The 26,529-nt window shown below is 68.0% G+C and carries 27 protein-coding genes and 2 pseudogenes; 17 read left to right on the forward strand and 12 right to left on the reverse strand.

Annotated elements, in window-relative coordinates:
- Positions 1–129 precede the first annotated feature (129 nt).
- Positions 130–447: an iron-sulfur cluster insertion protein ErpA gene (gene erpA / locus Q9R14_RS08380; RefSeq protein WP_306004135.1), complete on the forward strand. Its 318-nt coding sequence runs from the start codon at positions 130–132 to the stop codon at positions 445–447.
- On the opposite strand, the gene Q9R14_RS08385 is transcribed toward erpA, so the two are convergent.
- The 3 genes and pseudogenes from Q9R14_RS08385 to Q9R14_RS08395 form a co-directional block, all read right to left on the reverse strand.
- A complete protein-coding gene (locus Q9R14_RS08385; protein WP_306002035.1) occupies positions 431–628 on the reverse strand; it encodes a hypothetical protein in 198 nt (65 codons plus the stop codon). The genes erpA and Q9R14_RS08385 overlap by 17 nt on opposite strands.
- A pseudogene (locus Q9R14_RS08390) lies at positions 625–1,817 on the reverse strand (PepSY-associated TM helix domain-containing protein). Before Q9R14_RS08390 ends, Q9R14_RS08385 begins: the two are co-directional and overlap by 4 nt.
- Positions 1,790–4,126 (reverse strand): annotated as a pseudogene (locus Q9R14_RS08395) (TonB-dependent receptor); the annotation flags it as partial. The pseudogenes Q9R14_RS08395 and Q9R14_RS08390, both read right to left, overlap by 28 nt.
- Here Q9R14_RS08395 and Q9R14_RS08400 point away from each other — a divergent pair.
- Genes Q9R14_RS08400 through Q9R14_RS08410 form a run of 3 tightly spaced genes read left to right on the forward strand, consistent with a single transcriptional unit; the run spans position 4,020 to position 5,958 of the window.
- Positions 4,020–4,325: a metalloregulator ArsR/SmtB family transcription factor gene (locus Q9R14_RS08400; RefSeq protein WP_306002036.1), complete on the forward strand. Its 306-nt coding sequence runs from the start codon at positions 4,020–4,022 to the stop codon at positions 4,323–4,325. The pseudogene Q9R14_RS08395 and the gene Q9R14_RS08400 sit on opposite strands and share 107 nt — an antisense overlap.
- On the forward strand, positions 4,322–5,002 hold the full coding sequence (locus Q9R14_RS08405) for an SdpI family protein (protein WP_306002037.1): 681 nt from the start codon (positions 4,322–4,324) through the stop codon (positions 5,000–5,002). Before Q9R14_RS08400 ends, Q9R14_RS08405 begins: the two co-directional genes overlap by 4 nt.
- Before the next feature lie 11 nt (positions 5,003–5,013).
- Positions 5,014–5,958: an alpha/beta hydrolase gene (locus Q9R14_RS08410; RefSeq protein WP_306002038.1), complete on the forward strand. Its 945-nt coding sequence runs from the start codon at positions 5,014–5,016 to the stop codon at positions 5,956–5,958.
- A 34-nt stretch (positions 5,959–5,992) separates the two neighbouring features.
- Here Q9R14_RS08410 and Q9R14_RS08415 read toward each other — a convergent pair whose 3' ends face one another.
- The 4 genes from Q9R14_RS08415 to Q9R14_RS08430 form a co-directional block, all read right to left on the reverse strand.
- Positions 5,993–6,898, reverse strand: a complete 906-nt coding sequence (locus tag Q9R14_RS08415; protein ID WP_306002039.1) for a hypothetical protein — start codon at positions 6,896–6,898, stop codon at positions 5,993–5,995.
- A gap of 219 nt (positions 6,899–7,117) precedes the next feature.
- A complete protein-coding gene (locus Q9R14_RS08420) occupies positions 7,118–7,873 on the reverse strand; it encodes a prephenate dehydrogenase (RefSeq protein ID WP_306002040.1) in 756 nt (251 codons plus the stop codon).
- Entirely contained in the window at positions 7,870–9,201 is a 1,332-nt protein-coding gene (locus tag Q9R14_RS08425) for a dihydroorotase (RefSeq protein ID WP_306002041.1), read from the reverse strand. The genes Q9R14_RS08420 and Q9R14_RS08425 overlap by 4 nt, the downstream gene beginning before the upstream one ends.
- A gap of 86 nt (positions 9,202–9,287) precedes the next feature.
- Complete coding sequence (locus Q9R14_RS08430; RefSeq protein ID WP_306002042.1) at positions 9,288–10,253, reverse strand: glycosyltransferase family 9 protein; 966 nt, start codon at positions 10,251–10,253, stop codon at positions 9,288–9,290.
- Between the two features lie 86 nt (positions 10,254–10,339).
- On the opposite strand from Q9R14_RS08430, the gene Q9R14_RS08435 reads away from it, so the two are divergent.
- The 7 genes from Q9R14_RS08435 (at position 10,340) to Q9R14_RS08465 (ending at position 15,947) form a co-directional block, all read left to right on the forward strand.
- Positions 10,340–10,567: a hypothetical protein gene (locus Q9R14_RS08435; protein WP_306002043.1), complete on the forward strand. Its 228-nt coding sequence runs from the start codon at positions 10,340–10,342 to the stop codon at positions 10,565–10,567.
- The gene (locus Q9R14_RS08440) at positions 10,564–11,130 is read left to right on the forward strand and encodes a hypothetical protein (protein ID WP_306002044.1); all 567 of its coding nucleotides are present in this window, start codon (positions 10,564–10,566) and stop codon (positions 11,128–11,130) included. The genes Q9R14_RS08435 and Q9R14_RS08440 overlap by 4 nt, the downstream gene beginning before the upstream one ends.
- 67 nt (positions 11,131–11,197) lie before the next feature.
- Positions 11,198–12,592: a response regulator gene (locus Q9R14_RS08445; RefSeq protein ID WP_306002045.1), complete on the forward strand. Its 1,395-nt coding sequence runs from the start codon at positions 11,198–11,200 to the stop codon at positions 12,590–12,592.
- A gap of 51 nt (positions 12,593–12,643) precedes the next feature.
- Positions 12,644–13,447: a folate-binding protein gene (locus tag Q9R14_RS08450; RefSeq protein ID WP_306002046.1), complete on the forward strand. Its 804-nt coding sequence runs from the start codon at positions 12,644–12,646 to the stop codon at positions 13,445–13,447.
- 8 nt (positions 13,448–13,455) lie between these two features.
- Positions 13,456–14,214, forward strand: a complete 759-nt coding sequence (locus tag Q9R14_RS08455) for a 3-oxoacyl-ACP reductase (protein ID WP_306002047.1) — start codon at positions 13,456–13,458, stop codon at positions 14,212–14,214.
- Positions 14,215–14,716: 502 nt separating this feature from the next.
- Positions 14,717–15,313 (forward strand): DNA-3-methyladenine glycosylase I, encoded by a 597-nt coding sequence (locus Q9R14_RS08460; RefSeq protein WP_306002048.1) that lies wholly within the window; start codon positions 14,717–14,719, stop codon positions 15,311–15,313.
- Entirely contained in the window at positions 15,306–15,947 is a 642-nt protein-coding gene (locus Q9R14_RS08465) for a ribonuclease HII (RefSeq protein WP_306002049.1), read from the forward strand. The genes Q9R14_RS08460 and Q9R14_RS08465 overlap by 8 nt, the downstream gene beginning before the upstream one ends.
- Positions 15,948–15,954: 7 nt before the next feature.
- On the opposite strand, the gene Q9R14_RS08470 is transcribed toward Q9R14_RS08465, so the two are convergent.
- Together Q9R14_RS08470 and Q9R14_RS08475 are read right to left on the reverse strand one after the other, a co-directional pair.
- Complete coding sequence (locus Q9R14_RS08470; protein WP_306002050.1) at positions 15,955–16,233, reverse strand: hypothetical protein; 279 nt, start codon at positions 16,231–16,233, stop codon at positions 15,955–15,957.
- Positions 16,234–16,295: 62 nt separating this feature from the next.
- Positions 16,296–17,333, reverse strand: coding sequence for a DNA adenine methylase (locus Q9R14_RS08475; protein ID WP_306002051.1), 1,038 nt, complete (start codon positions 17,331–17,333; stop codon positions 16,296–16,298).
- Positions 17,334–17,474: 141 nt separating this feature from the next.
- Here Q9R14_RS08475 and Q9R14_RS08480 point away from each other — a divergent pair, with 141 nt between their 5' ends.
- The gene (locus Q9R14_RS08480; RefSeq protein WP_306002052.1) at positions 17,475–18,164 is read left to right on the forward strand and encodes a VIT family protein; all 690 of its coding nucleotides are present in this window, start codon (positions 17,475–17,477) and stop codon (positions 18,162–18,164) included.
- Here the strand turns inward: Q9R14_RS08480 and Q9R14_RS08485 are convergent, their stop codons facing one another.
- The 3 genes from Q9R14_RS08485 to Q9R14_RS08495 form a co-directional block, all read right to left on the reverse strand.
- Positions 18,165–20,540, reverse strand: coding sequence for a TonB-dependent receptor (locus Q9R14_RS08485; protein ID WP_306002053.1), 2,376 nt, complete (start codon positions 20,538–20,540; stop codon positions 18,165–18,167). It lies immediately after the preceding gene.
- A 21-nt stretch (positions 20,541–20,561) separates the two neighbouring features.
- Positions 20,562–21,542 (reverse strand): FecR domain-containing protein, encoded by a 981-nt coding sequence (locus tag Q9R14_RS08490; protein WP_306002054.1) that lies wholly within the window; start codon positions 21,540–21,542, stop codon positions 20,562–20,564.
- A gap of 85 nt (positions 21,543–21,627) precedes the next feature.
- Positions 21,628–22,191, reverse strand: coding sequence for an RNA polymerase sigma factor (locus tag Q9R14_RS08495; RefSeq protein ID WP_306002055.1), 564 nt, complete (start codon positions 22,189–22,191; stop codon positions 21,628–21,630).
- Between the two features lie 121 nt (positions 22,192–22,312).
- Here Q9R14_RS08495 and Q9R14_RS08500 point away from each other — a divergent pair, with 121 nt between their 5' ends.
- From Q9R14_RS08500 to Q9R14_RS08520, 5 genes are read left to right on the forward strand one after another with little or no spacing between them, the layout of a single operon-like run.
- Positions 22,313–22,999 (forward strand): thermostable hemolysin, encoded by a 687-nt coding sequence (locus Q9R14_RS08500; RefSeq protein WP_306002056.1) that lies wholly within the window; start codon positions 22,313–22,315, stop codon positions 22,997–22,999.
- Positions 22,996–24,420 (forward strand): AMP-binding protein, encoded by a 1,425-nt coding sequence (locus Q9R14_RS08505; RefSeq protein WP_306002057.1) that lies wholly within the window; start codon positions 22,996–22,998, stop codon positions 24,418–24,420. The genes Q9R14_RS08500 and Q9R14_RS08505 overlap by 4 nt, the downstream gene beginning before the upstream one ends.
- A gap of 8 nt (positions 24,421–24,428) precedes the next feature.
- Complete coding sequence (locus Q9R14_RS08510) at positions 24,429–25,106, forward strand: iron-containing redox enzyme family protein (RefSeq protein WP_306002058.1); 678 nt, start codon at positions 24,429–24,431, stop codon at positions 25,104–25,106.
- A complete protein-coding gene (locus Q9R14_RS08515) occupies positions 25,096–25,848 on the forward strand; it encodes an SDR family NAD(P)-dependent oxidoreductase (RefSeq protein WP_306002059.1) in 753 nt (250 codons plus the stop codon). Before Q9R14_RS08510 ends, Q9R14_RS08515 begins: the two co-directional genes overlap by 11 nt.
- A 24-nt stretch (positions 25,849–25,872) precedes the next feature.
- Positions 25,873–26,520, forward strand: a complete 648-nt coding sequence (locus Q9R14_RS08520; RefSeq protein WP_306002060.1) for a hypothetical protein — start codon at positions 25,873–25,875, stop codon at positions 26,518–26,520.
- Positions 26,521–26,529: the final 9 nt, after the last annotated feature.

Raw genomic sequence — 26,529 nt, forward strand, 5'->3', positions numbered from 1 at the left:
TCATCAACTTTAAAGCGGCGGCCCTTTGCGAACGGCCCTGCCCGCCTCATATAGACAGCCGTGAGCACCGTCCAATCCACAGAACCGTCCACACCCGCCTTCACCGTCGCCACGCGCGCGCCGGAAGGCATCGTCCTGGCCGCCAGCGCCGCCAAGCGACTGGCCAAGCTGGGCGCGGCCGAGGGCAAGACCCTGCTGCTGCGGGTCGCGGTGGACGGCGGCGGCTGCTCAGGGTTCCAGTATCGGTTCGAACTGGTCGAGACGGCCGAGGACGACGATCTGCGCATCCAGGCCGACGGCCAGACCGCCCTCATCGACCCCGTCTCGGTTCCCTTCCTGAAGAACTCCGAGATCGCCTATGTCGATGAACTGGCCGGCGCCCAGTTCGTGGTCAGGAACCCGAACGCCGCCTCCAGCTGCGGCTGCGGCGTCAGCTTCTCGATCTGACGACGGCCCAGCCGGTCGCCAGGATCGGCGTGGCCAGCAAGGCCGCAAAGGCCCAGTCCCACACCCCATCCTGCAGCAGCGCGCCCACCAGCCCGATCAGGCTGAGCGTAAACAGAACGACGGGCGCGCGGAAGATGGCCCACAGGGTCAGATCCCTCGGGTTGTGACGGCGACGGCTCACGCCTTCCGCCTCCCCTTGCCCAGCCACAAGTAAAGGCCGGACCCCAAAATCACGATGGTGGCGATGTCCAGGAGCGCCCACAGGATTTTCAGCGCCAGCCCGCCATAGTCGCCGAAATGCAGCGGCTGCGACAACGACAGGGTCTTCACATACCAGGGCGCCGGCGCCACCGCCGCCAGTTCCCCCGTCCGCGCGTCGATCAGGGCCGGCGTCGTCATATGCGTCGTCAGCGGCGTGTCGCCGTGGAAGAAGACGGCATAGTGGTGGTCGGTCGAATAGTCGGTCCCCGGAAACGCCACGAACTGCAGCTTCATGCCCGGCAACGCCGCCTTGGCCCGCTCCACCGCCGCGTCCAGCGAGGCCCGGCCTTGGGCGGGCGCCGGCGCATCATAGGCGACCGTCAACTCCTTCAGCGCCGTCTCTTTCCAATAGGCCAGGATGGGCGTGGCCAAGGTGTTGACCACCCCCGTCAGCCCCACCACCAGCACCCAGGCCGCCGTCACCACGCCCAGCAGATTGTGATAGTCCAGCCACCGCGTCCGCGCGGCCTTCTTGACCCGCACGGTCCCGAACGGCAGCCGACGCATGAAGGGCGCATACAGCACCACGCCCGACACCACGGCGACGACCAGCAACAGCCCCATCGCGCCCAGAAACAGCATTCCCGGCAGACCCAGGAACATGTCGGTGTGCAACTGAAGCAGGAACTCCATCACCGGATGACCGGCGACCAACGGCGCGGCCTCGCCGCTGGTCTGATCGATGGGCACGAAACTGTATTTGCCGGCCGGGGCGTCGGGGGCGCGGCTGGTGACGTTCACCACAGGCCGGTCCTCGTCGAAGCTCATGAAGGCCGGAACCTCGCCCGGATGTTTGGCCAGACCAGCGGCCAGCACCTCGTCCAGCGTCAGCAGTCGCCCGTCCGGGTTCTTCGGCGCCCACGGCTCATGCAGCAGCGCCTCGTTCAGCTCGTGGGTGAACACCAGCGGCAGTCCCGTGACGCACAGCATCAGCAGGAACAGGGTCGAGATCAGGCTCGACCACTTGTGCGTCCAGGTCCAGGCGCGGATCGTCCGGGCGTGCATCCGCCGGCGCGGATCAGAACTCGGTCGAGACCGACAGACGCAAGGTCCGCGGCGCGCCCAGCGTCAGATAGTTCGATCCCGGATAGCCGCCGACGGCGACCCACTGATCCTCGTCCGCGACATTCTCGACCCGCGCCCGCAGCGTCACCGGCTTGTCGCCCGCCACGAAGGCGTAGCGCACGCCGGCGTCGAACCGGGTCCAGCTTTCCAGCTCCAGCGTATTGGTCGCATTGGCCGGCTGGGCGCCGGTATGGACCGCCCGGCCCTCGACCGTCAGGCCGCTGACCATCGGCACGTCCCATTCGACATTCAGATTGGCCTGAAAGTCCGGCACCCCGATCGCCGACTTGCCCGCATTGGCGGCGGTCAGCGAACGATTGATCTCGGCGTCCAGCCATGTCGCGCCGCCGATCAGACGCAAGCCTGCGACCGGTTCGCCATAGACGGTCAGCTCGACACCCTTGTTCTCCTGCTCGCCGCCGTCCGAATAGATGGCGGTATTCGGATCGAAGAAGGCGCTGGGCAGGGTCGTGCGGAAGACGCTCAGCGTGCCGCCATATGAACCGGCGTCGTATTTGGCGCCGATCTCGGCCTGCTCGGCGCGGAACGGCGACAGCACGTCGCCGCCGTTCGCCACCGTCACGCCATTGACCACCGCCGGCGCGGTCGTGCCCGGAACCAGGGCTTCGGCATAGTTGGCGTACAGCGAGAGCGCGTCGCTGGGCTTGTAGACCACGGCGAAGGCCGGCGTCGTCGCGTCGCTGGAATAGCCCGACGTGAAGGCGCCGTCGGCATAGGCGTAGGATCGGGTCTCGATCTCCTGATAGCGGACGCCGACGGTCGCCAGCAGCCGTCCGTCCAGGAAGGATAAGACATCGGCGACGGCGAAACTGGTGTTCTTGACCCGCTCGGTAACGTTTGGATCATCCAGATCGCCCGAGACGCTGGCGATGGCCGGCGCCGGCGACAACAGCGGATTGGTCAGCGTCCCCATCGCATAGCCGGCGAAGCTCGACGCCGCCCAGGCGTTCTTGGACTTGGACTGGATCTGCGAGGCCGAAGCGACCAGGCGATGCTCAATCGGGCCGGTCGTCAGGTCGGCGCGCACGCCGATGTCGCCCGACCACACCGTGTCCTCGCGAATATTGTCGAAGCGATAGCCGCGGATCGCGCCCGCCGCGTCGGCGCGCGGATTGGCCAGGCTGTTGTCTTCCTCGCCCTGACGCCCGCCGAAAGCGGCCCAGGCGCTGATGCTGTCGGTCAGGTCGAGCTCGCCGCGCACGGCGCCGAACAGCTGCTCCTCGTCGGTGTAGGTCCAGCGCTGGGCGAAGTTCCTGTCGGCCGAGGGCGCGTCCGGGATGGCGGTTCCCGGCGTCACGCTGGGGCGGGGCGCGTCGATCCGGTGATCCTGCCAGCCCAGATCGGCTGAAAACCGGGCGCGATCGCCTCGGCGGTCCAGTCCAAGGCCCACGACCCGCAGTTGGCCGGTCTCGTCCTCGACGGCGCTTTCGCCCGCACGGCTGGCGATATTCAGGCGCGCGCCCCATTCGCCTTCGTCGCCGAAACGGCGAGCCAGGTCGGCGGCGGCGTAGATCTCGTCACGGCCCGATACGCCTCCGGTCAGGCGCGTCAGGGGGGCGTCGCCCGCCCGCTTCGGCGTCAGGTTGAAGGCGCCGCCGACCCCGGTCCCGCCCGGCGCGGCGCCGTTCAGGAAGGTGGAGGCTCCGCGAAACACCTCGACCCGCTCGACCAGTTCGGCCGCCACGAACTGGCGCGGCAAGACGCCATAGAGCCCGTTGTAGCTCATGTCGTCCGAATAGACCGGGAAGCCGCGAACGACATACAGCTCCTGGAAGTTGCCGAACCCCTTGGACACACGCACCGTCGGATCGTTCTGCAGCACGTCGCCGATGCCGCGCGCCTGCTGATCACGCACCAGTTTTTCGGTGTAGTTGGCGGTCGAGAACGGCGTGTCCATCACGCCCAGATTGCCCAGCAGACCAATGCGTCCACCGCGCGCCACCTGACCGCCCGCCGCCGGCGCCGTCAGCCGCACCTGCGATCCCGTCACCACGATCTCGCCCAGCTCCGCCGGGGCGGTCGCCTGCTGCGCCAGGGCCGGCGAGGCGAGCGTCAGCGTCAGGGCGCTGGCGGTCAAAAGAACGGAGGCACGACGAAGGCAGGGCATTTTGATACGCATTCTCAAAATCAAGTTGAGCGTCCCTAGCCCGATCGCTCGGTGCAATGCAATCCGCCGCACCCGCGACATATTGCATTTAGTCACTTTCCTAATTAGGAAGGTCGCTATGAACACCCTGTTCAAGGCCCTGTCGCATCCGGTGCGTCGTCGCATCATCGCCATGCTGCGCGCCGGTCCGCTGGCCTCCGGCGACATCGCCGCCGCCTTCGACATGAGCTGGCCCACCATCACCGGCCACCTCAACGCCCTGAAGGAGGCCGGCCTGGTCAGCCCGGAGCGCGAGGGCCAGACCATCCGCTACCGATTGGAAATCTCGGCGGTCGAGGAGGCGATGGCCTTTCTGATGGACATCGTCGGAACCGGCGAAGCGACCGAGACCCTGCCCCAGCCCTCAAAGGAAACACGCCGATGAAGGATCGCCTGTCCCTGCTGGACTATCTGACCTTCGCCGTCTTCGGCGTGCAGGCGGCCTTCGCCCTCTACATCGGCGTCAATGGTCCGACGACGCCCATGCCGATGCACTGGAATGCGGACTGGCAGGTCGATCGCTGGGGTGACCGGGTGGAGTTCGCGACCTTCACGGGCGGCATGGCGGTGATCGGCTTCATCGCCGCCGCCGGCCTGGGTCTGGCCGCCCTGCGCGCCGAGGATCAAGGCGACGCCTCACGTCGTCGCTCGATGCGGATCGGTCAGGGGCTGACCGTGTTCATCGTCGCCGCCATCGGTCTGGTCATCGCCTGGGCCAGCCTGGGGCACTCGACCGTCGATAGCGGCCCCGCCGTCATGACCGGCGCCCTGTCGCTGATCCTGCTGGTCACCGGCGCCTTCCTCGGCCGTGTCGCGCCCAATCCCCTGATCGGCTTGCGCACCCCCTGGAGTTACAAGAGCCGCTTGGCCTGGGACCGCTCGAACCGTCTGGCGGGCCGACTGTTCTGCCTGGTCGGTCTGGCCGGCCTGATCGCCGCGCCGCTTGCGTCCCCGCCCTATGGCGTCACGGCCCTGATTGCCGCCGTCATCGTGGTCGCAGGCCTTTCGATCTTCGAAAGCTGGCGCGTGTGGCGCGCCGATCCCGACCGCCAACCCTTCTGAAGGAGACTGCCATGCTGACGCTGACCCACGCCCTTCTCGCCGCCAGCCTGCTCGCGGGCCCGGCCTCGACCGACATCGCCCTGCCCGCCCAGCCGGCGCCCTTGCATGGCACGCTGCTGACGCCAGAGGCGCCTACGGCCGTCGCCGTCATCCTGCCCGGCTCCGGCCCGACCGATCGGGACGGGAACAGCGCGATGGGCGTCGCGGCGGGAACCTATCGCCTGCTGGCCGAGGGCCTGGCGGAACAGGGCGTCGCCACCGTGCGCATCGACAAGCGCGGCATCGCGGCCAGCGCCCCTGCCGGGCTCGACGAAACCAAGCTGCGCTTCGACGACTACGCCGCCGACGCCCGCGCCTGGGCCGCCGAGGGCGCCTCGCGCACGGGACAGCCCTGCGCCTGGCTGATCGGCCACAGCGAAGGCGCCCTGGTCGCGCTGAAGGCGGTCGAGGGCGAGGACGATAAGATCTGCGGCCTGATCCTGTTGTCCGGCGCCGGTCGCCCGGCGGGCGTGGTGATCCGCGAACAGCTCCAGGCCGGCCTGCCCGAACCCCTGAAGACCCAGGCCTTCGCCGTCCTGACCGAACTCGAAGCCGGCCGCACCGTCGCCGATACGCCGCCCGCGCTGGCGGCCCTGTTCCGCCCGTCGGTCCAGCCCTATCTAATCTCGTGGCTGCCGCTGGACCCCGCCGCCCTGCTCGCCGCCTACGACGGCCCGGTCTTCATCGGCCAGGGAACCACCGACCTCCAGATCGGCGTCACGGACGCGCAAGGCTTGGCCGCCGCCGACCCCAAGGCCACGCTCAAAGTCTGGGACGGCGTCAACCACCTCCTGAAGACCGCCCCCGCCGACCGCGCCGCCAATCTGGCGACCTACGCCGATCCGGCCTTACCGCTGGCGCCAGGCCTGGCGCAGGATGTGGCGACGTTCATTCGGGAAACAGAAAGCACTCATTAGATCTAAGCCTTCAACGCCATGATCTGGCCGACCGTCATGTGACAGGAGCGAACGGTCCGACCACCCATTCCATCACACGCCAGTCGCTGTGAGGCGCGCGTCGCCAGCCCTGACGATAGGTGGCGTAAACACTCTGCCCCTGGCGATCAGCAGGTCGGCATGATGCAAAGCCATCGACTTCGACGACTGTCGATGACACCCCATGAAGCTTGCCAGGCTCAAAACTCAATCCAGGACATTCGCCTTCCCGGGCGATCAAGAAGTCGGTTGCACCGCCTTCATCATGGCCGACGCGATTTCTTGGAATGTCGCGCCCTGCCCACTGAAGTCGGGTCCAAGGATCGACCCCTGTTACCCGCCGCCACTCCAGTCGTTTGCGGGTGATCGAGTCATCTTTCAGGATTCGCAAATCCTGCCTCGCGCGACTGAAGACCTCAGCCGCCGCCATCTCGTCGCCGCTAAATCGAAAGCAATTCGATAGTCGGAAAACGCCGTCGGGCGCGGCATCTCCTGAAATCGCAGCGCACGCTGGAAACAGCGGCTCAGCAAGCTTGGCCGCAAGACGTGCGAAGGAAACGATCGCATTGCTCTCGCAACTACTTGAAGACAGTTGCTTGATCCTCGCCCGCGATCGATTGTCAGGAGAGGGCAGCCCGATCTCGGCGAAGATGGCTCCACCATCCATACAAACATTGATGGGCGCAGGCGTTCTGACCTCTACGGGAATGAGCAACTCGTCGCCAGCCTGCTGGATTTGCCGCCAAACCTCCTGCGGTACATCGGCGGTCATCTTGCGGTTGGCTCCAGACGACACTTCCACCGACGGGCTGTGACCGGGACGTCTGACAAAGGCGACGGCGGGTAAGCCTCCCCCGCCCTCGAGGTAGAAGGCGCGATAGACCTCGACGCCGTCGGCTGTCTCAGCCTGCAGCGGCTTCACGTCCAATGCGGCCCTCAGTGCGGCGCGCCCTTCTTCGGTACACACCTCACCTTGTCTCGCCCCTGTGCAGTTCGCAGTCGACGAGGCCGCCACGGAGGCCTGCAACATGAGCGCTAAGATTAAAGACATCGACATCCTCCGGACGCCATATGTCTATGTTCGACACCTCATGTCGATCATCCCATTCTTCCAAACAGAGAACGGCGAACGCTACCAGCTTTAGTTCTGTGATTGATCGGACGGCCGAGGATGGTGCTCTGAGTCAGCCCGCGCCTCATCCGCCAGGGCGAAGAACCGCTCCCGAACCTCGGCCGCGAACGGATTGTCGCGTTCGATGGCGCGGAAGACGGCGGGGCTGTCATGGCGGACCATGTCGACGGCCTGCATCAGCCGGTCGAAACTGGCGGTGGTCATGCGCGTGGGCAGGGGCTCCATGGCCATCAGGACGCGGGCGATCAAATGGGTCAGGCCCTGCACCGTGGCGGCCTCGCGGTCGTGATCCTCAGGACTGACCTGAAATACCTTCAGGCGCAGCGCGCGGCGGCAGAAGGCGGCGACGCGCCGGGCGTCTTTCGCCCCCCTTACCTCGCACACGGTGATCCGCAGACCCGCGATCCCGTCCTTGCCGCTCTGCGGTCCGAACAGGGGGTGGGTGCCCACGATCCGCACGCCGGGCGGCAGCAGGGCGTTCATCGCCTGCGCCGGCTTCACCTTGACCGAGCCCACGTCGATGATCAGGGCGTCGGGCCTCAGGTGCGGGCCGATGGCGACCAGTGTCGCCTCCAGCGCCTCGACCGGCACGGCCAGCACCACCGTGGGACAGGCGGCGGAGGTCGCCAGATCGGTCAGGGTCGCGAGGCCTTCGTCATCGCTCGCCGCCGGATCATGCGCCAGGATCTCGAACCCGGCCGACAGATGCCGCGCCGTCAGCCGCCCGAAGGCGCCGAAGCCGATCAGGCCGAGCCTCTCCCTCACAGCGTCTCCATGAACCGCACCGGCCGCCCGTGCGCCGATCCGATCAGTTCGCCGTCCTGCATCACCACCCGACCGCGCACGATGGTCGCCATCGGCCAGCCGGTCGCCTCCATCCCGTCAAACGGGGTCCAGCCGCAGCGCGTCGCCTGCTGATCGTGAGTGATCGTCCGCTTGGCCTTCAGATCGACGATGGTCAGGTCGGCGTCATAGCTGACGGCCATCCGCCCCTTGTTCGCCGTGCCGAACACCCGCTGCGCCCCTGCAGAGGTCAGGTCGATGAAGCGCTCCAGCGACAGCCGCCCATTGGCGACGTGCGTCAGCATCAGCGGCACAAGCGTCTGCACCCCCGGCATTCCAGACGGCGAGGCCGGATAGGGTTTGGCCTTTTCTTCCTTGGTGTGCGGCGCGTGGTCGGACCCCAGCACGTCGGCCACGCCCTGCTGTATCCCCCACAGCCATAGCGCATCCACATGCTCCTGCGACCGGATCGGCGGGTTCATCTGGGCATAGCTGCCCAGCCGCTCATAGGCTTCCGGTCCGACCAGGGTCAGGTGCTGGGGCGTGATCTCGACGGTGGCGACATCCTTGTGGAAGCGCAGATATTCCATCTCTTCCCGGGTCGTGACGTGCAGCACATGGATGCGCGCGCCCGTCTCCTTGGCCAAGCCGACCAGCCGCCGGGTCGAGCGGATGGCGCTCTCGGCGTCGCGCACCTCGGGGTGGCTGGTCCAGTCGCCGGTGCGGGCCAGACCGCGCCGCTCGATAAGTCGGTATTCGTCCTCGGAGTGGAAGGTGGCGCGTCGGCGCACATTGGACAGCACCTTGCGCACCCCCTCGTCGTCGGCGATCAGCAGGTCCCCGGTCGAGGCGCCCATGAAGACCTTGACCCCGCAGCAGCCCGGCAACCGCTCCAGCTCGCCCAGATAGTCCGCGTTCTCGTGCGTGCCGCCGACGTAGAAGGCGTGGTCCGTCCACATCCGATCCTTCGCCCGCGCCAGCTTGTCGGCCATGGTGTCGGGGTCGGTGGTGTTGGGATTGGTGTTCGGCATCTCGAACACGGCAACGACGCCGCCCAGGGCCGCCGCGCGGCTGCCCGTCTCCAGATCTTCCTTCCACTCCAGCCCCGGCTCGCGGAAATGGACCTGGGTGTCGATCACGCCGGGCAGGACGGTCAGTCCCGTCGCGTCGAAAACCTCGCCCGCCGAGGCCTGGCTCAGGTCGCCGATAAAGGCGATCTTGCCGTCGATCACCCCGACATCCGCCATGCCCCGCCCCGCATGGTTCGCCACCTCGCCGCCACGGACGATCAGGTCATAGGTCTGGGTCATGGGGCGGTTCCTGGGGGATGAGCGATGCGCTCTTACTATATCTCCGCTCATCCCCGCGAAAGCGGGGACCCAGCGCTTTGGGCGCGCTAACCCTGCACCTTCAACATCCGCTGCGCCGCCTTCAGCACCCGCTCCCACGGCAGGTCCATCATGTGCTGGATCGCCTGGTTCAGGCGCGGATCCAGTTTCCTGAACTCTTCATATGTTCGCGGCCCGCGCACGGCCTCGCCCTTCCAGGGTCCGCGCACGGTCTCGTCCGACGGTCCAAACACGGCCACCACCGGCGCGCCCGAGGCCACGGCCAGCTGGGTCCAGATCGAGTCCGCCCCGATGTACAGCACCGACTTCGACAAGGCTGCGACCGTCTGCAGCCGCGTCAGCTTGCCCTGAAGCTCGATCACCCGCGCGCGCGGCACGGCGTAGCGGGTCGTGTGCGCCGCCTCGCGGTCGATCTCTTCGCCCACGATCATCAGCCGCCCGCCCGCCAGCGGCCCGTCGTCGGCCAGCAGCTTGGCCGCGACCTTGGCGTAACGTTCGGCGGGCCATCGCTTGCCCATCCATTCCACGCCCGGCCCGACCGCCAGGATCGGCCCGTCACCGCCTGTCGCCGGGATCAGCGCCTCGACCTGGGCCCGCGTCTCGTCCGAGACATAGAGTTTCGGCGCCGGGATCTCCTCGGGCTCCAGCTTCAGCACCGCCGCCGCCGCCTCGACCGCATGCAGGCCCGGCTGATCCTTGCCCCGCACCGCGCGCTTGTGCCGCCTAAGCTTGCCCGACAGGTCCGAGCCGCGCATGTCCACGACCAGCCCCCATTTTGTCGCCCGCACCTGGTTCCACAGGGCGATCCATTCGAAATGGCCCTCGCGCTCCAGCACGATCAACTTCGTCAGGCGCGGCGTATCGGCGAACAGCGGCGCGCTGGCGGCCGATCCGACGATGGTGAAGGTTGCGTGCGGCAGGCTCTCGACCAGATGCGCCAGCACGCCTGAGGACAGCACGGCGTCCTCGGCGTCCGCCTCGGCGATGTACAGGATGGGAAACCGCCCGATCATCCGTCGACGGATACAGGGATTCTATCTGCGGTTCAGCGCCAAACGCGTGTTTCCACAGGAAGGCCCCATGCGCTACAGCGACACGCATGAGCCAGACGCCCGACCCAGCCGCCGCAGCCGCCGCAGCCGCACTCGAACGTTTCAAGGCCCAGCGCGTCACGGCCATCTATCGGCTGGACCTGATCGCCAAGGGCGCGACGATTTCCTACGAGGACGGCACGCCGATCGACATGGCCTCCGAAAAGGCCCGCCTGGAAGCGGTCGTCGCCGACATGGATCGCCGCATCGCCCGGCTGGAGCGTTCGGCCGGGTGAGTCTGCCCCTTCTCCCCGGCCGGACCTGCGGCGGTTGCGTCGAATGCTGCCGGGTCATTCCGCTGAACCTGCCGGAATTGGCCAAGCCGACGGGCGAGCTGTGCGCCTATTGCATCGACGGCGCCGGCTGTTCGGTTCACGCGATCCGGCCGAACACCTGCCGCATCTGGTTCTGCCTGTGGCGCGTGGTCGAGCTGTCCGACGACTGGCGACCCGATCGCAGCGGCGTCATCGTCCGCCCCGACGGCGTCGAGGACGGGGTCATCACCCTGTATGTCCTGCGCCGCTCCGGCTTCCTGGCCTCGCCCGACTTTTTCGTGACCGTCGCCGGCTGGGTCGCGGAAGGGATCGAGGTCGCGTTCAGCATTCCCGGCCCCATCGGCGCCTATCCGGCCCGCGCCGTCGTCACCGACTGGCTGCGACCGGCCATCGAGGATGGCGACCCGGACGCCTTCACGACCCGCGTCCTGATGTCCCTCGACCGGCTGGCCGAGCACGACTTCCAGCCGGACGGCGTCGTCGCGCGATATGCGGTGACAACCCAGGATCGGCCCGAAGCTTAGCCGAAGCTTAAGCCCTTGGCCCTACGGTGAAATCCGTAACGCCGTCGCTGGAAAGGGCACGCCGTCGATGCAGGCCTGGGACGCGCTGAAACGACCGATCTGGATGTTCGATCCGGTCGCCTTGCGCGGCGTCTACGCCAATGCGGCCGCGCTCGACCTCTGGGGCTCCGACAATCTCGACGCCCTTCTGGCGCGCGATTTCAGCAACGTCTCCCCCGCCGTCCTGGCCCGCACCGAGCGTCTGGCGCGCGAGACGGCGCACGGCGAGACCCTGACGGAAGACTGGACCTTCTACCCGCACGGGCGACCGCTGACGGTGTCGGCGGTGATCTCGACCTATCGCCTGACGGACGGCACGCCGGTCCTGCTGTTCGAGGCCGCGCCCATCACGGTTGAAAACGAGGAGCGTCGCGCGGTCGAGGCCCTGCGCCACACCTCGACCCTGATCACCCTGTTCGACAGCGAAGCCCGCCCGATCTTCTCCAACCCGTCGGCCTTCGCCGCCTACGGATCGACCGCGCACCCCTTCGAGGCCCGGTTCGCCCAGCCCGAGCGCGCCCAGCCCATGCTGGCGACCGCACTGTCGGGTTCGGCGATTTCCGACGTCTGCGAGATCATCACACGAGAGGGCGTGCGCTGGCACCATCTCGACATTCGTCCCGTGACCGACCCCGTCACGGGCCACCTCGGCGTCATGCTGAACGAGATCGACGTGACCGACCGCGTCGAGGCCGAACAGGCCCGCGTCGCCGCCGAGCAGAAGACATCGATGGCCGAGGCCCGGCAGAAGTTCCTGACGGACATGTCGCACGAACTGCGCACGCCGCTGAACGCGGTCATCGGCTTTTCCGACCTGTTGTCAAAGGCCGGCCTGCCCGACGAACACGCCGATCAGGCCGCCCGCATCAATGACGCGGGCCAGCGCCTGTTGTCCGTCGTCAACGACATGATCGACCTGTCGGCCGACAACGTCGTTCCCCTGCCGCCCTCAGACAGCCCGGCCGCGGCCGAGCCCGCCCCGCCGGCCAATGAGGACGTCCCAGCCTTGCGCGTCCTCTATGTCGACGATCACGACAGCAACCGCGCCCTGGTCATGGCGGTGTTGACGGCCCAGGGCATCGTCTGCGCCACCGCCAACGACGGCGAACAGGGCGTCGAGGCCGCCCGCACCGGCGACTGGGACGTGATCCTGATGGATATCCAGATGCCCATCATGGACGGCGTCGAGGCGACCCGCGCCATCCGCGCCCTGCCCGGCGTCGTGGGCCGCACCCCCATCCTGGCCCTGACCGCCAACACCCTGCCGGAGCAGCTGATCCAGTACGAACAGGCCGGCATGGACGACTGCATCGCCAAGCCGATGAACATCGTCGATCTGGTCATGCGCGTCACCGCCTGGGGCGCCAGCGATTGGCGCACCTTCGATCCCCGCCTCGAAGACGCGGCGGCCGCTGTCGCCTAAAATTCGGCGCGGCGTCTTCTGAAGCCACGCCGTCGGCCCTATCTTCGCCCCATGCCCATCGCCCGTCTCGACAGTCGCGCCCTGATCTCCGTCACGGGCGAGGAGGCGAAACCCTTCCTGCACAATCTGCTGACCCAGGACGTGGAGACGCTGGCCCACGGCGAGCTGCGGTTCGGCGCCCTGTTGTCGCCGCCCGGCCGTCTGCTGTTCGACCTGTTCCTTCTGGGACAGGCTGACGGCGTCGTTCTGGATGTCGCCGCAGAGCGCCGCGACGCCCTGATCCAGCGCCTTTCGATGTACAAGCTCAGGGCCAAGGTCACGGTCGCCGCCGACGACCGCCCGGTCTTCGCCGCCTGGCCGGACGCCCCCGCCGGCTTCATCCCCGACCCCCGCACGTCCCTGATGGGCGGTCGTCTCTACGGCGAGGCGACTGCGGACGCCGCCGAGGCCGACTACCACGCCCACCGGCTGTCGATCGGCCTGCCGGATCCGACCGCCGACGCCCCCCAGGACAAGACCTATCCGATCGAGGCCGACTTCGACCTGCTGAACGGCATCGATTTCCAGAAGGGCTGTTTCGTCGGCCAGGAAACGACGTCGCGCATGAAGCGCCGGGGCACGATCAAGAACCGGATGCTGCCGCTGGACTTCGACGGCCCGCCCCCCGCCTTCGGCGCCGAGGTGCTGAAGGGCGAACTCCGCGCAGGCGAGGTCCTCTCGGGTCAGGACGGTTCGGTCATGGCCCTGCTGCGCATCGACCGCCTCGACGGCGACCTGACGGTTGACGGCCGCCCGGTGCGCTTGCGCAAACCCGCCTGGATGGGCGAGGACGTCCTTCCCTCCTCCAACGCGTGAGTCCCCCCATGAAGATCGCCGATCAGATCGTTCTCGTCACCGGCGGGGCGCGCGGCGTCGGCGCCGCCTGCGTCCGCGCCTTCGCCCATGAAGGCGCCCGCGTCGTCATCAACTGGAGGAACAGCGGCGAGGCCGCGAACGCCCTGGCCGCCGAGATCGGCGAGCGCGCCCTCGCCCTCCAGGCCGACGTGACCGACCGCGCCGCGGTGGACGCCATGGTCGCGGCCGCGCAAGGCCGTTTCGGGGCCCCCGTCACCACCGTCGTCAACAACGCCCTGGACTACAGCTTCAACGGCGACGCCCGCTCCCAGATGACCGCCATCGGCTGGGACGAGATGGATCGCCAGTTCTCGACCGTCGTGCGCGGCGCCCTGAACCTGATCCAGGCGACCGCGCCCGGCATGGCTGCGGCCCGGTTCGGCCGCATCGTCAACATCGGCACCAACCTGTTCCAGAATCCGGTCGTACCCTATCACGACTACACCGCTGCCAAGGCCGCCCTGCTCAGCCTGACCCGCACCGCCGCCGGCGACCTCGGCCCCGACGGTGTCACCGTCAACATGGTCTCGGGCGGTCTCCTGCGCACTACCGACGCCAGCGCCGCCACGCCCGAGGCCGTCTTCGACCTGATCGCCGGCATGACCCCGCTGCGATCGGTGACTACGCCCGAAGAGTTCGCCGACGCCGTCCTCTTCTTCGCCTCCCCGTGGAGCCGCGCCGTGACGGGCCAGAACCTGGTCGTGGACGGCGGCTTGGTCCGGGACTGAAGCCCGCGATACTCCTTCTCCCGTTGGGAGAAGGTGGCCCGTAGGGCCGGATGAGGGTCGGGCGGTGGGCCAGTTCGCACAATCCGACCCTCACCCTTTCGCGCCAGAACGACGGCTATCGCCGCTGTGCGCTCAAGCCCTCTCTCAATGGGAGAGGAAACATTAGGTGCCCGCCATCCCATCCTGGCGAAACTTCCACCGACATTTCAGCGAGTTAAAATCCACCAGCGTCAATCGACCATCCCCTCCCCTCAAACGCCCTTACAATGCGCAGGTTTACGAACGGGGGACACAAACACCTGGACGCATCAGACTGTTTTCCAGCATCCAACTTCACCCTCGAAATTGCACTTTCTTGCACTTTGCACGCGTTCTCGAGGTGCAGTGCAATTCCGCCCGCGCCCGAGATTAGACGAATTAGACACTTTAGACGGTGTTTTTTCTTCCCCCGGCCTCAACGCCCAGCCTCCCCTGAAACCGCCCACCCGGCCACTTTCGCCCCATGATCGACTCACATGCTGAAGGCCGATGCGGCTGGTGCGGGACCGACCCCCTCTATGTCGCCTATCACGACACCGAATGGGGCGTACCCGAGCGCGATCCCCGCGCCCTGTGGGAAAAACTGGTGCTCGACGGCTTTCAGGCCGGTCTCGCCTGGATCACCATCCTCAGAAAACGCGAGGGCATCCGCGACGCTTTCGACGGTTTCGATCCCGAGATCGTCGCCCGCTATGACGAGGCCGACATCCAGCGCCTGCTGAACGATCCGCGCATCATCCGCTCGCGCGCCAAGATCAACGCCGCCATACGGGGCGCCCAGATCTGGCTCCAGATGCGCGATGACGGCGAGGACTTCTCCGCCTGGCTCTGGTCCTTCGTCGGCGGCGAACCGATCCAGACCCCGTACGCCGACTATCGCCAGGCCCCGACCCAGACCGAACAGTCCGTCGCCATGGCCAAGGCGCTGAAGAAACGCGGATTCAACTTCTGCGGCCCGGTCATCGTCTACGCCTTCATGCAGGCCGTCGGCATGGTCAACGATCACCAGAGGACCTGCTTCCGTCACGCCCAGGTTCGTGCGATGGCGAGCCATGGCTAAAGCCTCCGCAAATCCGAAGGCCTTCCCGACGCTCGCGCTGGAAACGGTGCTGATCCAGCGGGTCAACGGTCACGTCTGCGGCGTGGACGAGGCCGGGCGCGGTCCCTGGGCCGGCCCCGTCTCTGCGGCGGCGGTGATCCTGAACCCTGACGACCTGCCGCCCGGCATCGACGACTCCAAGGCCCTGACCGAAAAGCGTCGCGCCGCCCTGGAGCCCGAGATCAAGGCCCGCGCCGTCGCCTGGGGCGTCGGCTTCGCCTCGGTGGACGAGATCGAGGAACTGAATATCCTGCACGCCACCGGCCTGGCCATGTGCCGCGCCATCGAGGCCTTGCAGGTCCAGCCGGTCGCCGCCCTCGTCGACGGCAACTATCGGTTCAAGCTTCCCTGCGAAATCCAGACGGTCGTCGGCGGCGATGGATTGTCGCTCTCCATCGCCGCGGCCTCGATTCTGGCCAAGACCGCGCGGGATCGATTGATGATCGATCTGGATGCCCAATACCCCGGCTACGGCTTCGCCAGCCACAAGGGCTACAACGCTCCGATCCATCAGAACGCCTTGAAAACCCTGGGCCCCTGCCCCGCCCACCGGCGCAGCTGGTCGCCGATCAAGGCGCTGTTGCAGGAGACCTGACGCCGTCTCAGATGTGCAGGAAGCCGCCCAGCAACGCGCCCATCAGGGCCGCCACAGCCGCCCCGGCGATCGCCATCATCCAGCGCGGCGGCGGCGCCACCTCGGGCTCGACGTCGATCTGTTCGACGGGCTGAACGGCCTCTACCGGCCGCGTGTAACGCGCGGCGTTGTGGGTGAAGGTCGCATCCGCCATCCGCGGCGCCCACGAGCGCGGCTCGGCCGCCGGACGCACACGGTAGTCGTCGGGGCGATCGGTCTTGGGGGCGGTGTACGGGTGCGGTTGCATAGTCCCACAACGGCACGCAGCGATTCGCGTTCCGCCCTACCCTCCGTTGTTTTCATTGGTGTCTATGCGGCCACGGGCAAGGAGACCGGCCGCTCGGTGACCACGAACAGGTGCTCGACATTCTTGAGCCGCCCGACCTGCCCGACCTTCTCGCCCTTGGGATTATGGATCCCGATCCGGGCGCCGACATAGCGGGGATGCGCCATCTCCAGCACCTGCACATAACCCCGCGCCGACAGCATCTCGACCAGGTCGGCCCGGCTCAGATACCCCTCGTCGTTGAAGCTGACGATCAGGTTCGGCGCCTTGACCCGCTCGATCACGGTCCGCAGCGCCGGACCGATGCCGGGCCGACTGTTGAAGGCGCTTTTCCGCGTCCTCACGTCCACCCGCTTGTTGGCAACGCCATAGGTCTCGGGCCGGTCCCACAGCACCAGGCTCTCCCAGCAATGGTAGTTGCCCAGATAGGAATGCTGGTTGTAGGGCGGGTCCAGGTAGACCAGGTCCGCCTCGACCTTTTCGGCGATCTCGACCGCATCGCCCTGCGTCGCTCGGCACGGCCCGTCCACCGCCGGAACCAGGTCCGGCGTGCGCAGCTCCAGCGTCTTCAACGCCCTCGACGCCCACTGCTTCATATAGGCCATCTGAACCCCGGCGGTGGAATCCACCCGATCCGCCGCCTCCATCAGGCTGACCAAGGCGATGGCCTTGAGTTCCGGCTCCAGTCCCATCGCCTCGATCCGGTCGCGCATGGCGTCGATCCGCGCCCCATTGTCGGGGTGGAAGTACCGCGCATCCTGACAAAAGGCCTGGGTGAACCAGCCCGCCTCGGGCTTCACTGTCCGCAGCTCGGCCAGCACGACCTCGGCCCGCTCGACCCACCGCTCCCGATCCGCCTGGACATAGGTCGTCGCCAGGGCGTGGGCGTAGGCGTTCAGGTCGTTCGACCAGACCTGAAACCCCTGCTTCTTCAAGGCGTGCCCGACCCTCGCCGTGCCCGAAAACAGATCGCACACCCGCCCGCCCTGCGGCAGCACCCCCGCCACCGCCCCGGTCACATGCCCCAGCAAAGCGCGCTTGGAGCCGATATATTTGATCATGACGCGGCCCGACTCATCGCGACAGCATAGCGGCTGTCGCCGGGCGCGCGAAGTTGCCCGGATCGTCGGAATCCAACCGCCGCGCCTAGCTTCAAGCCAACGCGCGGTCCATGCTCAATGCGGCGATTATGGAGAAGGCGCATGCCCCACAGTGAAACCCATCGGGTCGATCGGATCGGCTGGCTCAGGGCGGCGGTGTTGGGGGCCAATGACGGGCTGGTGTCGACGGCCAGTCTGGTGGTGGGCGTCGCGGCGGCGGCGACCAGTCATGGCGGCATATTGATCGCGGGCGTCGCCGGATTGGCGGCAGGCGCCATGTCGATGGCGGCGGGCGAATATGTCTCGGTCAGTTCGCAGTCCGACACCGAAAAGGCCGATCTGGCCCGTGAGGCGGTCGAACTGGCCGGCGATCATGAGGCGGAGACGCGCGAACTGGCTGGCATCTATGTCGGGCGAGGCGTCGCGCCGGATCTGGCGACCGAGGTGGCGCGTCAGATGATGGCGCATGACGCGCTGGGCGCCCATGCGCGCGACGAGCTGGGTATTTCGGAGATCACCACCGCGCGGCCGATCCAGGCGGCGCTGACCTCGGCGATCACCTTCTCGGCCGGAGCCGCCCTGCCTCTGGTTGTCGCCGCCGTTGCGCCGTTGGACACGCTGGCGATCTGGGTCGCGGTTTCCGCCCTGCTGGGTCTGGCCGTGCTGGGCGCCCTGGGTGCCCGCGCAGGCGGCGCGCCGATCGGGCGATCGGTTCTGCGCGTGGTTTTCTGGGGCGCGCTCGCCATGGGCATCACCGCAGGCGTGGGCCGCCTGTTCCACATCGCCGCTTGATCAGAACCGCGCCGTCAGGGCCAGGCGGGCGGTGAGCGGTCGTTGCGGCGTGCTGATGTCGCCTGTGGCGTAGAAGGGGTTGCCGAAGGTGAAGGTGTCGTCGCTGCGGTTGAACAGATTGTCCACCGACGCCCTGATCGCCCAGCGACCGATCTCCATACCGACGCCCAGCGAACTGGTCAGATAGCCGGCCGAGGCGCCGGTGGAGGTCGGCGACAGGGCGATATCGGTCGGGCCGACATAGCTCAGGCGAAGCTCGGAACGCACCGTCGCATGCGCCAGATGCGCCTCATGCACGACGCCGCCCTGCACGCTGAAATCGGCGACCGCTGGCAGTCGTGTGTCGGTCCCCAGCGCGAAACCGAGATCGGGTCGGGTCAACTCGGGATCATTGACGACGGCGTGCGCATCCAGCGTCCAAGGGCCGTCGCGCCATTCGACCTCGCCCTCGATCCCGCGATTGCGGCCGTCGCCCAGATTGGCGGTGAAGGGCAGGCCCCGGGCGTCGAACCGGTCCGACTGGATGTTGCGCCAATCGGCGACGAAGACCGCGCTTCGCCCGCGCAATCGCCCTTCGAACAGGGTGAAGCGCGCGCCCGCCTCGCCGGCGACGATCTCGTCCGGCTTCACCCGTCGCGCAGGCTGCTGATCGCCGCCCGGCACGGCGCCCGCGTTGAAGCCCGGCCCGCGATAGCCCTCCGTCGCCAGGGCGTAGAAGACGAAGGGCCCACGATCATATTCGACCACCAGACGCGGGGTGATATCGACCAGGGCGTCTTCTCCAGACACCTGCGTCGGATCGCCGTCGGTTTCGCTGCGATGCTCGACCCCGATGCGGAACAGGCGCGCGCCGGCCGTGATCTTCAGATGGTCGCTCAGCGCATAGGCGGCGTCGCCGAACAGGGCGGCCTCGTCCACATGGTCGCGCCTGTGCTGTCGATAGACCTCCGGCCCGCCCTGCCCGTCCGAGATTCCTACGGTGCGGGTGTGGGTATATTCCGAGAAGAACAGCCCGGCGCTCCACTTCAGTCGCGCGCCGAAGTCGCCGTTCAACCGCACCTCATGCACCGCAGCCGACAGGTCGTCGGCCTGGTCCAGCGCCGCTGTTCCCGTAAGCCCGAACAATCCGGCCGCAGGCGTCGCATCGTAGCGCGCATCGAGGCCGTGCGACTGAACGCTGGATGAGGCCCGCAGCCGCGCCCAGCCCAAATCCCCATCCACCGAGGCCCAGACGCCGTCGAAATCGTTGCGGCTGGGCTCCGTCAGGCCGCGACGACGCGAATAGGGTTGGTCGGCGCCCAGGTTGGCGTACTGGCTGTCGTCGACGTCGATGGTCTGGGCCAGAAAGCCCGTCTTCAAGGTCCAGCCGGGGGTCAGACGCAGCAGCGCCGCCGCCCTCAGCCCCTGTCGATGCATGCCGCCGGTATTGCTCAGTCCGAGGGCCTGATCATCGACGTAGCCCCCGACCGTCTCGTCATAGCCGACGACCCGGACCGCCAGGCGATCACGCAGGATCGGGGCGTTGATCATCAACTCGACGGCGTCGCCCGGCGCGCCGCCGGCCGTCAGCGCCCCCTCCGCCGTCACGCGTCCATAGACGCCGTTCAGGTCCGGCGCGCGGCTGACCATCTGGACGACGCCGCCCATCGAACCGGCGCCGTACAGCGCCCCCTGCGGCCCGCGCAGAACCTCGACCCGTTCGATGTCGGCCAGACGCAACGCCGGGTCGGGCGCGTCGTAGGTCAGGCGCACGTCATCGAGATAGAGCCCGATCAGGCTTTGCGCCTGTCCCGCAACGGGTCCGTCCGCCAGGCCGCGAATGAAGAGCTTGTCGCGCCCCGGCCCCAGATTTGTGACCGTCAGCCCGGAGACGCGCGCGGCGACGCCCTCGAGGTCGCTGACCCCGGCCCGTTCAAGCGTCACCCCATCCAGCGACGACAGGCCGTAGGGGGCGCGCGACAGCAGCAGATTGTCCGTGCGTGACGCCGTCACCACGACTTCATCCAGGGTCGTCGGGGTCACGGACGCGGGCGGCGCCGAGATCGTCCGCGCGACGGCAGGCGGCGCGGCGGCGACCCGCACGATCCTGTAGGCGCCGTCTCCGATACGGGTCGCGACGCAGTGCGTGCCCAGCATCAATCTGGACAAGGCGGCGTCGACGGAAAGTCGGCCTCTCACCCCGCGCGTTGGGCCGCATCGCTCGGTTCCGGCGGCGTCGATGCTGACGCCCGCCTGCAGGCCGAAGTCGAGAACGGCGGTCCGCAACGGCTGAGGCGAGACCGACACCTGAAGCGACGAACGCCCCTGGGCCATGCCGATCGACGGCGTGGCCACGCCGCAAACGACGACCAGGGCGCAGAGGAAGGCTCGTACCAAAAGGCGACGTCCGAAGCAGGTTCAGCGCCGTTCTAGACGAACCCCTTGCGGCCCGCGAGTGGCCTTGATCGGCAGGAACCGTTCCAGCCGGCCGATCACCGCCGCTTCGTCATCAAGAACCAGCGTGCCGGAGAAGCGCAGGTTCGCCGCGTTCGGCGCCACGGTCACCGGCGTGGCGAAGGCGCGGCTGAGGTCGTCGGCGATCTCGCGTAGCGGCCGATCGTCATAGGCCCGTCGCCCCTGGGTCCAGGCGGCGGCGGTGCGGACATCGACGGGGGCCACGGTCATGCGGTCGTCGGCGTCGTCGCGCTGGACCGACTGACCGACCGTCAGACGCACCCGCCGCGCGGGCTGTTTCAGGTCGCTGACCTCGACGACGCCCCGCAGCACCGCCACCTGGGTGTCATCGGCGGATCTGCGGATGTTGAACGCCGTGCCGACCACGCGCACCTGGCTTTCGCCGACATCGATCAGGAAGGGTCGGCCGGCGTCATGCGCGACATCGAAGGTCGCCTCGGCCTGATCCATATGCACCAGACGCCGTCCTCGCTCCATCTTCACCGACAGGGTCGAGCCGCCGTTGATCTGAAGCCGCGATCCGTCGTCCAAGGTCACCGTCCGCGTTTCGCCGGGCGCGGTGCTGTAGACCACGGTGGGCGCGGTTTGCAGCATCGGACCCAGGAAGATCGCCGCGGCGAGAGCCGCAGCCATCGCCGGGACCGCCACCATCCATCGCCGCCCCGGTCCCTTGCGCCGCTCGCGATGCGCCGACAGGTCGATGACTGGCGCCGGCTGAACGTCGGAACGGTCGTCTAGGACTTCCGAGGCCGCCCAAAGCCCCTCGGCCTCGTCGAAGGCGCGCCGATGGGCCGGATCTTGATCGAGCCAGGCCGTCGCCGCGTCGATGTCCGCAATCGTCACGTCATCGGCGCGCAGACGCACGACCCAGGCGGCGGCCTGGGCGGCGATCTCCTCGTCCTTGATGACAGCGTCCTGGGTCATGATCCGGTCCGGGCCCGAGCGGGCTTTGGGGGAGAGACGACGCGGTCGCGCCGCATCCTCAATGAAAAATGGCGAAAAACAGTCGTCATGGCCAACCGACCCGCAGCAGCAGTTCCTTCAGCGAGGCGGAAACGTATTTTTCGACCGCGCTGCGCGACACGCCCATCCGCTCGGCCACCTCGGCCTGGCTGAGCCCGGCCATCTTGTGCAGACGGAAGGCCTCCGCGGCCTTGGGCGGCATCCGGTTGATCACGGCGACCACCTTTTCCAGTTTCAGCTTGGCCCAGACGGCGTCCTCGGCCGACGGCGCATCCTGGGCTTCGGCCGCATCATCGATAGCGGAAGCGCGCCGCCATTCCAGATCGCGCGCGCCTGCACGACGCTGCGCCTTGGACGCATCCAGGGCCAGATTGGCGGCGATCCGATAGAGGAAGGCCTGCGGATAGCGGACCTCGGCGGCGGCCTCCTCGGTCACGGATTGCAGCCGCACCCAGACATCCTGCGCCAAATCTTCGGCCGCAGCCGACGATCCCGTGCGCGCCGTCAGAAAGCGCACCAGGGCCGGACGGCTGTCCAGCCACGCGTCCGCCAGAGCTTGCCGCGCCGGTCGGCTCGGGTCGTGCTGAGGGGGACCGGAAGGGGCGTTCACCACCCCATCGTGGGTTGCTGCGCCCGTTGCGGCAACCGCGATTGCGACGGCGAAAGATTTTTTTGTGGGGGGTGCCGCACCGCGTCGTCTCTGGCCCGAAGTCCCCTGGCCCGAGGCCCGCATGTTTCCACTCCGCCTGCCCGAAGACGCCGATCCGGTTCGGCCGCGCACGCGCCGCACGCTGTCGTCGCGCATCATCCGATTCGACGACCCCTGCCGAGGCGAACGTCGCCGCGTGGAGCAGTTCATCGAGGCGGCCTATGCCCAAGCCTATGGCGGGCAGATCCAGGCCCATTTCCCGACCCTGATGAGCGTTCAGGACGAGGCGGGCGTCATCTACGCCGCCGTCGGCTTCCGGCACGCCGCCGAAGCGCCTCTGTATCTCGAGCAGTACCTGGACGGCTCCATCGAGACTGTGCTGAGCCAGGCCATCGGCGCCGTCATCGACCGCGCGCAGGTGGTCGAGATCGGCAGCCTGGCCTCCAGCGGACAGGGCGCGACCGTCTTCCTGTTCGCCGCCATGGCCCATCATCTGCAGTCCGAAGGTCTGAGGTTCGCCGTCGCCACCGCGACCGACGAGCTGCGCCGCATCTTCCACAAGGCCGGTCTGGGCGCGCTTCAACTGGCGCGCGCCGATCCGCGCCGCCTGGACGACGGCGGCGGCAGTTGGGGCGCCTACTATCAGACCGATCCGGTGGTGCTGGCCGGCTCGATCGACGCGGCGACCGCGCCGCTGGATCACTTCTCCGAAACGGCGCCGGTCGGACGAGCCGTCCGAACCCGCCTGCACTACGAGGATCGCTCATGAGCGCCGTTCTGGACGCCCTGTCGCGTCGCGCCCGCTCCACGCCCGATGATGTGGTGATTCAGTGGGCCGAGGGTTCGCTAACCGCAGCCGAACTGCTGGCGCAGGTCGGTCAGCTGGCGACCACGCTGGCCGATGATCGATCTCCGGTCGGGGTCCTGCTCGACAACGGGCCAGCCTGGGTCGTCGTCGATCTGGCGCTGATCCTCGCCCAGCGGCCGAGCGTGCCGATCCCGCCCTTCTTCACGGCCGCTCAACGCGATCATGCCCTGGCCGATGCCGGCGCGGGGCTGCTGATCACGCCGGGCGCTCCGGGCGAGCTGACGGCGGGCGGCGCGCCGATCCGGCTGACGCCGACGGGGCTGCCGGTGCGTGATTTGCATCCCGGCACGGCCAAGATCACCTACACCTCCGGCTCGACCGGCGCGCCCAAGGGGGTCTGCCTGTCGCAGGATCAGATGGAGGCGGTCGCCGCCTCTCTGGTTCAGGTCCTGGGCCGGGACCGCGCCGGGCTGCATCTGCCGGTGCTGCCGCTGGCGGTGCTGCTGGAGAATGTCGCCGGCCTCTATGCGACGCTTCTGGCCGGCGGCCGCTATCACGCCGCCAGTCTGGCCGAGGCCGGGATGGGCGAGGCCTTCCGCCCCGACTTTGCGCGCCTGCTGACCACCTCTGTCCAGACCGGCGCCACGACCCTGATCCTGGTGCCCGAACTGCTGCGCGGCCTGATCGCCGTCCAGGGCGCGATGCGGCTGGATCATCGGCTGCAGATGATCGCGGTCGGCGGCGCCCGCGTTTCCCCGGCCCTGCTGGAGGCCGCCGCCAACGCGGGCCTGCCCGTGGTCGAGGGCTATGGCCTCAGTGAATGCGCCTCGGTCGTGGCGCTCAACAGTCCGGACGACGCCCGCCCCGGCACGGTCGGCCGGCCTCTGCCTCACCTTGATGTCCATCTGGCCGACGACGGCGAAATCCTGGTCTCGTCCCATCCCTTCCTCGGCTATGTCGGCCAGAAGCCTGCGCCGGAGCGCCTGCACACCGGCGACATCGGCCGCTTCGACACCGACGGACGGCTCAGCATCGAGGGCCGCAAGGCCAACACCCTGATCACCGCCTTCGGGCGCAACGTCGCGCCCGAATGGGTCGAGAGCGAGCTTCTGGCCGAACCCCAGATCCTTCAGGCCATGGCGATGGGCGAAGCGGAGGCGTCGTTGTCGGCCCTGATCGTGGCGATGCCCGGCGCCGAACCGGCCCAGGTCGAGGCCGCCGTCGCGCGCGCCAACGCCCGCCTGCCCGATTACGCCCGCATCGGCGACTGGCGTCTGGTGCCGCCCTTCGATCCCGCCGCCGGTCAGGTCACGACCAACGGTCGTCCCCGTCGCGAGACCCTGCTGCGCACCTACGCCCCCTCCCCCTCGCAAGCCGCCTGAGAGTTCGCATGTCGTTTTTTGAAACCCTGGTCGCCGCGACCGCAACCGAGCGGGCCGCCTTCGCCGCCATCCCGCAAATCAGGGACGGTCTGGTTGGCCGCATCAGCCGCGACACCTATGTCGCCTATCTGGCCCAGGCCTATCACCACGTCCGCCACACCGTGCCGCTGATGCAGGCCGCCCGGGCGCGGCTGGACGATGATCACGCCGTCTTCAAGGCCGCGCTCGACGATTATATCGCCGAGGAAACCGGCCATGAGCAGTGGATCCTGAACGACATCCGCGCCGCCGGCGGCGACCCCGACCAGACCGTGCAGCACGGCCCGAACGTCGCGACCGAACTGATGGTGGCCTATGCCTATGACACCATCCAGCGCATCAACCCGATGGCGTTCTTCGGCATGGTCTATGTGCTGGAAGGCACCAGCATTCAGCTGGCCAGCGTCGGGGCCGAGGCCGTGCAGCAAAGCCTCGGCCTGCCGCCCGCCGCCTTCACCTATCTGATCTCTCATGGGGCTCTGGATCAGGACCACATCCTGTTCCTCAAGCAACTGCTGGACGGAGTGTCGAACGCCGACGACCGCGCCGCCATCGTCCACATGGCCAAGGTGATGTTCGGCCTGTTCGGCGGGGTCTTCGCCTCCATCCCCCACATCGCAGCGCGGGAGACGGTCGATGCAGTTTGAGGATCGCAACATCCTGGTCACCGGCGGCTCCGGCGCCTTGGGGCGTCGCGTGGTCGAGCGGATCGAGCGCGAGGGCGGTCGGGTTACGATCGTCGCTCGCGCGCCGGTGGCGGGCCATCACACCTTGGTGGGCGATCTATCGAGCCCGCAGGGCCTCGACCGGGTCGCCGAACAGGCCGGCGGCCGCGCCTGGGACATTCTGATCAACATCGCCGGAATCCAGCATTTCGGCCCGCTGGAGCAGCAGACGCCCGAGCATCTGCTGGCGACCTATATGGTCAATCTGGTCGCGCCGGCGCGTCTGGCCCAGGCCGTCCTGCCCGGCATGAAGGCGCGCAAGCACGGCCAGATCGCCAACGTCGGCTCCATTTTCGGCTCGATCAACTTCGCGCACTTCGCCAGCTATTCCAGCGCCAAGGCCGGGATGCGGGCGCTCAGCCAATCGCTGCGCCGCGAATTGGCCGGTACGGGCGTCGGCGTAACCTATGTCGCGCCCCGCGCGGTGGCCACGCCGTTCAACTCCGCCAAGGTCGATGAATATGCGCGCCTGACCGGCATGGCCGTCGACGATCCGGACGCGATCGCCGACCGCATCGTCGCCGCCATCCGCAGCGATCGCCGCGACGTCTATCTCGGCTTCCCCGAAAGCCTGTTCGTCCGCCTCAACGCTCTGGCGCCCGGCCTGATCGACGGGGCCCTGAAATCCAACGACCTGAAAGCCCGCGCCCTGTTCGCCGGCTGAACTACAAAAAAGGAGAGAAACGCCATGAAGACCGCTCTGTTCGCCCTGGCCCTGATGACCGCCCCCCTGACGGTCGCCTCCGTCGCCCATGCCGACGCCTGCGACGACCGCGCGCGCGGTCTCCAGCAGTCGTGGGACCATGTGAATTTCGAGGTCCCGCAAGGCGTTCGAATCGCGGAAATGGCGCGGCTGAACACCCAGGCCGACGCCGTCGTGGCCCAATGCCCCAACCGCGCCGAACCTCTGGTCTGGAACGCCATCATCACCGCATCGGAAGCGGGATTGAAGGGCGGCATCGGCGCCCTGGGCCTCGTGCGTGAGGCGCGCACCGAACTTGAACAGGCCGAGCGGATCAATCCGCGCGCGCTGAACGGCTCGGTCTATGTCAGCCTCGGTTCGCTCTACGCCCAGGTGCCGGGCGCCCCGATCGGTTTCGGCAACCGCCAGCGCGCCCGCGACTACCTCCAGCGCGGTCTGGCCATGGCGCCCAACGACATCGACGCCAACTTCTTCATGGGCGATCTGCTGGTGCGTGAACACGATTGGAACGGCGCCGCCCGCTACCTGCAGAAGGCCATCGACGCCCCCGCTCGCCCCGGCCGTGCCGTCGCCGACCGCGGTCGCAAGGCCGAGGCCCGCGCCCTGCTCGTCCGCGCCCAGCAGCACCACTGAACAGACCCG

This window comes from Brevundimonas sp. C43 (assembly GCF_030732185.1).
In the GTDB taxonomy this organism is placed as follows: domain Bacteria; phylum Pseudomonadota; class Alphaproteobacteria; order Caulobacterales; family Caulobacteraceae; genus Brevundimonas; species Brevundimonas diminuta_C.

What these genes read in the sequence shown, in the direction of transcription:
- Q9R14_RS08505 (WP_306002057.1), top strand. Translation starts at nt 22,996, where the DNA reads ATGAGCGCCGTTCTGGACGCCCTGTCGCGTCGCGCCCGCTCCACGCCC.
- Q9R14_RS08430 (WP_306002042.1), bottom strand. Translation starts at nt 10,253, where the DNA reads ATGATCGGGCGGTTTCCCATCCTGTACATCGCCGAGGCGGACGCCGAG.
- Q9R14_RS08475 (WP_306002051.1), bottom strand. Translation starts at nt 17,333, where the DNA reads ATGATCAAATATATCGGCTCCAAGCGCGCTTTGCTGGGGCATGTGACC.
- Q9R14_RS08400 (WP_306002036.1), top strand. Translation starts at nt 4,020, where the DNA reads ATGAACACCCTGTTCAAGGCCCTGTCGCATCCGGTGCGTCGTCGCATC.
- Q9R14_RS08500 (WP_306002056.1), top strand. Translation starts at nt 22,313, where the DNA reads ATGTTTCCACTCCGCCTGCCCGAAGACGCCGATCCGGTTCGGCCGCGC.
- Q9R14_RS08480 (WP_306002052.1), top strand. Translation starts at nt 17,475, where the DNA reads ATGCCCCACAGTGAAACCCATCGGGTCGATCGGATCGGCTGGCTCAGG.
- Q9R14_RS08405 (WP_306002037.1), top strand. Translation starts at nt 4,322, where the DNA reads ATGAAGGATCGCCTGTCCCTGCTGGACTATCTGACCTTCGCCGTCTTC.
- Q9R14_RS08455 (WP_306002047.1), top strand. Translation starts at nt 13,456, where the DNA reads ATGAAGATCGCCGATCAGATCGTTCTCGTCACCGGCGGGGCGCGCGGC.
- Q9R14_RS08450 (WP_306002046.1), top strand. Translation starts at nt 12,644, where the DNA reads ATGCCCATCGCCCGTCTCGACAGTCGCGCCCTGATCTCCGTCACGGGC.
- Q9R14_RS08425 (WP_306002041.1), bottom strand. Translation starts at nt 9,201, where the DNA reads ATGACCCAGACCTATGACCTGATCGTCCGTGGCGGCGAGGTGGCGAAC.
- Q9R14_RS08465 (WP_306002049.1), top strand. Translation starts at nt 15,306, where the DNA reads ATGGCTAAAGCCTCCGCAAATCCGAAGGCCTTCCCGACGCTCGCGCTG.
- Q9R14_RS08470 (WP_306002050.1), bottom strand. Translation starts at nt 16,233, where the DNA reads ATGCAACCGCACCCGTACACCGCCCCCAAGACCGATCGCCCCGACGAC.
- Q9R14_RS08435 (WP_306002043.1), top strand. Translation starts at nt 10,340, where the DNA reads ATGAGCCAGACGCCCGACCCAGCCGCCGCAGCCGCCGCAGCCGCACTC.
- Q9R14_RS08410 (WP_306002038.1), top strand. Translation starts at nt 5,014, where the DNA reads ATGCTGACGCTGACCCACGCCCTTCTCGCCGCCAGCCTGCTCGCGGGC.
- Q9R14_RS08490 (WP_306002054.1), bottom strand. Translation starts at nt 21,542, where the DNA reads ATGACCCAGGACGCTGTCATCAAGGACGAGGAGATCGCCGCCCAGGCC.
- Q9R14_RS08515 (WP_306002059.1), top strand. Translation starts at nt 25,096, where the DNA reads ATGCAGTTTGAGGATCGCAACATCCTGGTCACCGGCGGCTCCGGCGCC.
- Q9R14_RS08445 (WP_306002045.1), top strand. Translation starts at nt 11,198, where the DNA reads ATGCAGGCCTGGGACGCGCTGAAACGACCGATCTGGATGTTCGATCCG.
- Q9R14_RS08520 (WP_306002060.1), top strand. Translation starts at nt 25,873, where the DNA reads ATGAAGACCGCTCTGTTCGCCCTGGCCCTGATGACCGCCCCCCTGACG.
- Q9R14_RS08460 (WP_306002048.1), top strand. Translation starts at nt 14,717, where the DNA reads ATGATCGACTCACATGCTGAAGGCCGATGCGGCTGGTGCGGGACCGAC.
- Q9R14_RS08510 (WP_306002058.1), top strand. Translation starts at nt 24,429, where the DNA reads ATGTCGTTTTTTGAAACCCTGGTCGCCGCGACCGCAACCGAGCGGGCC.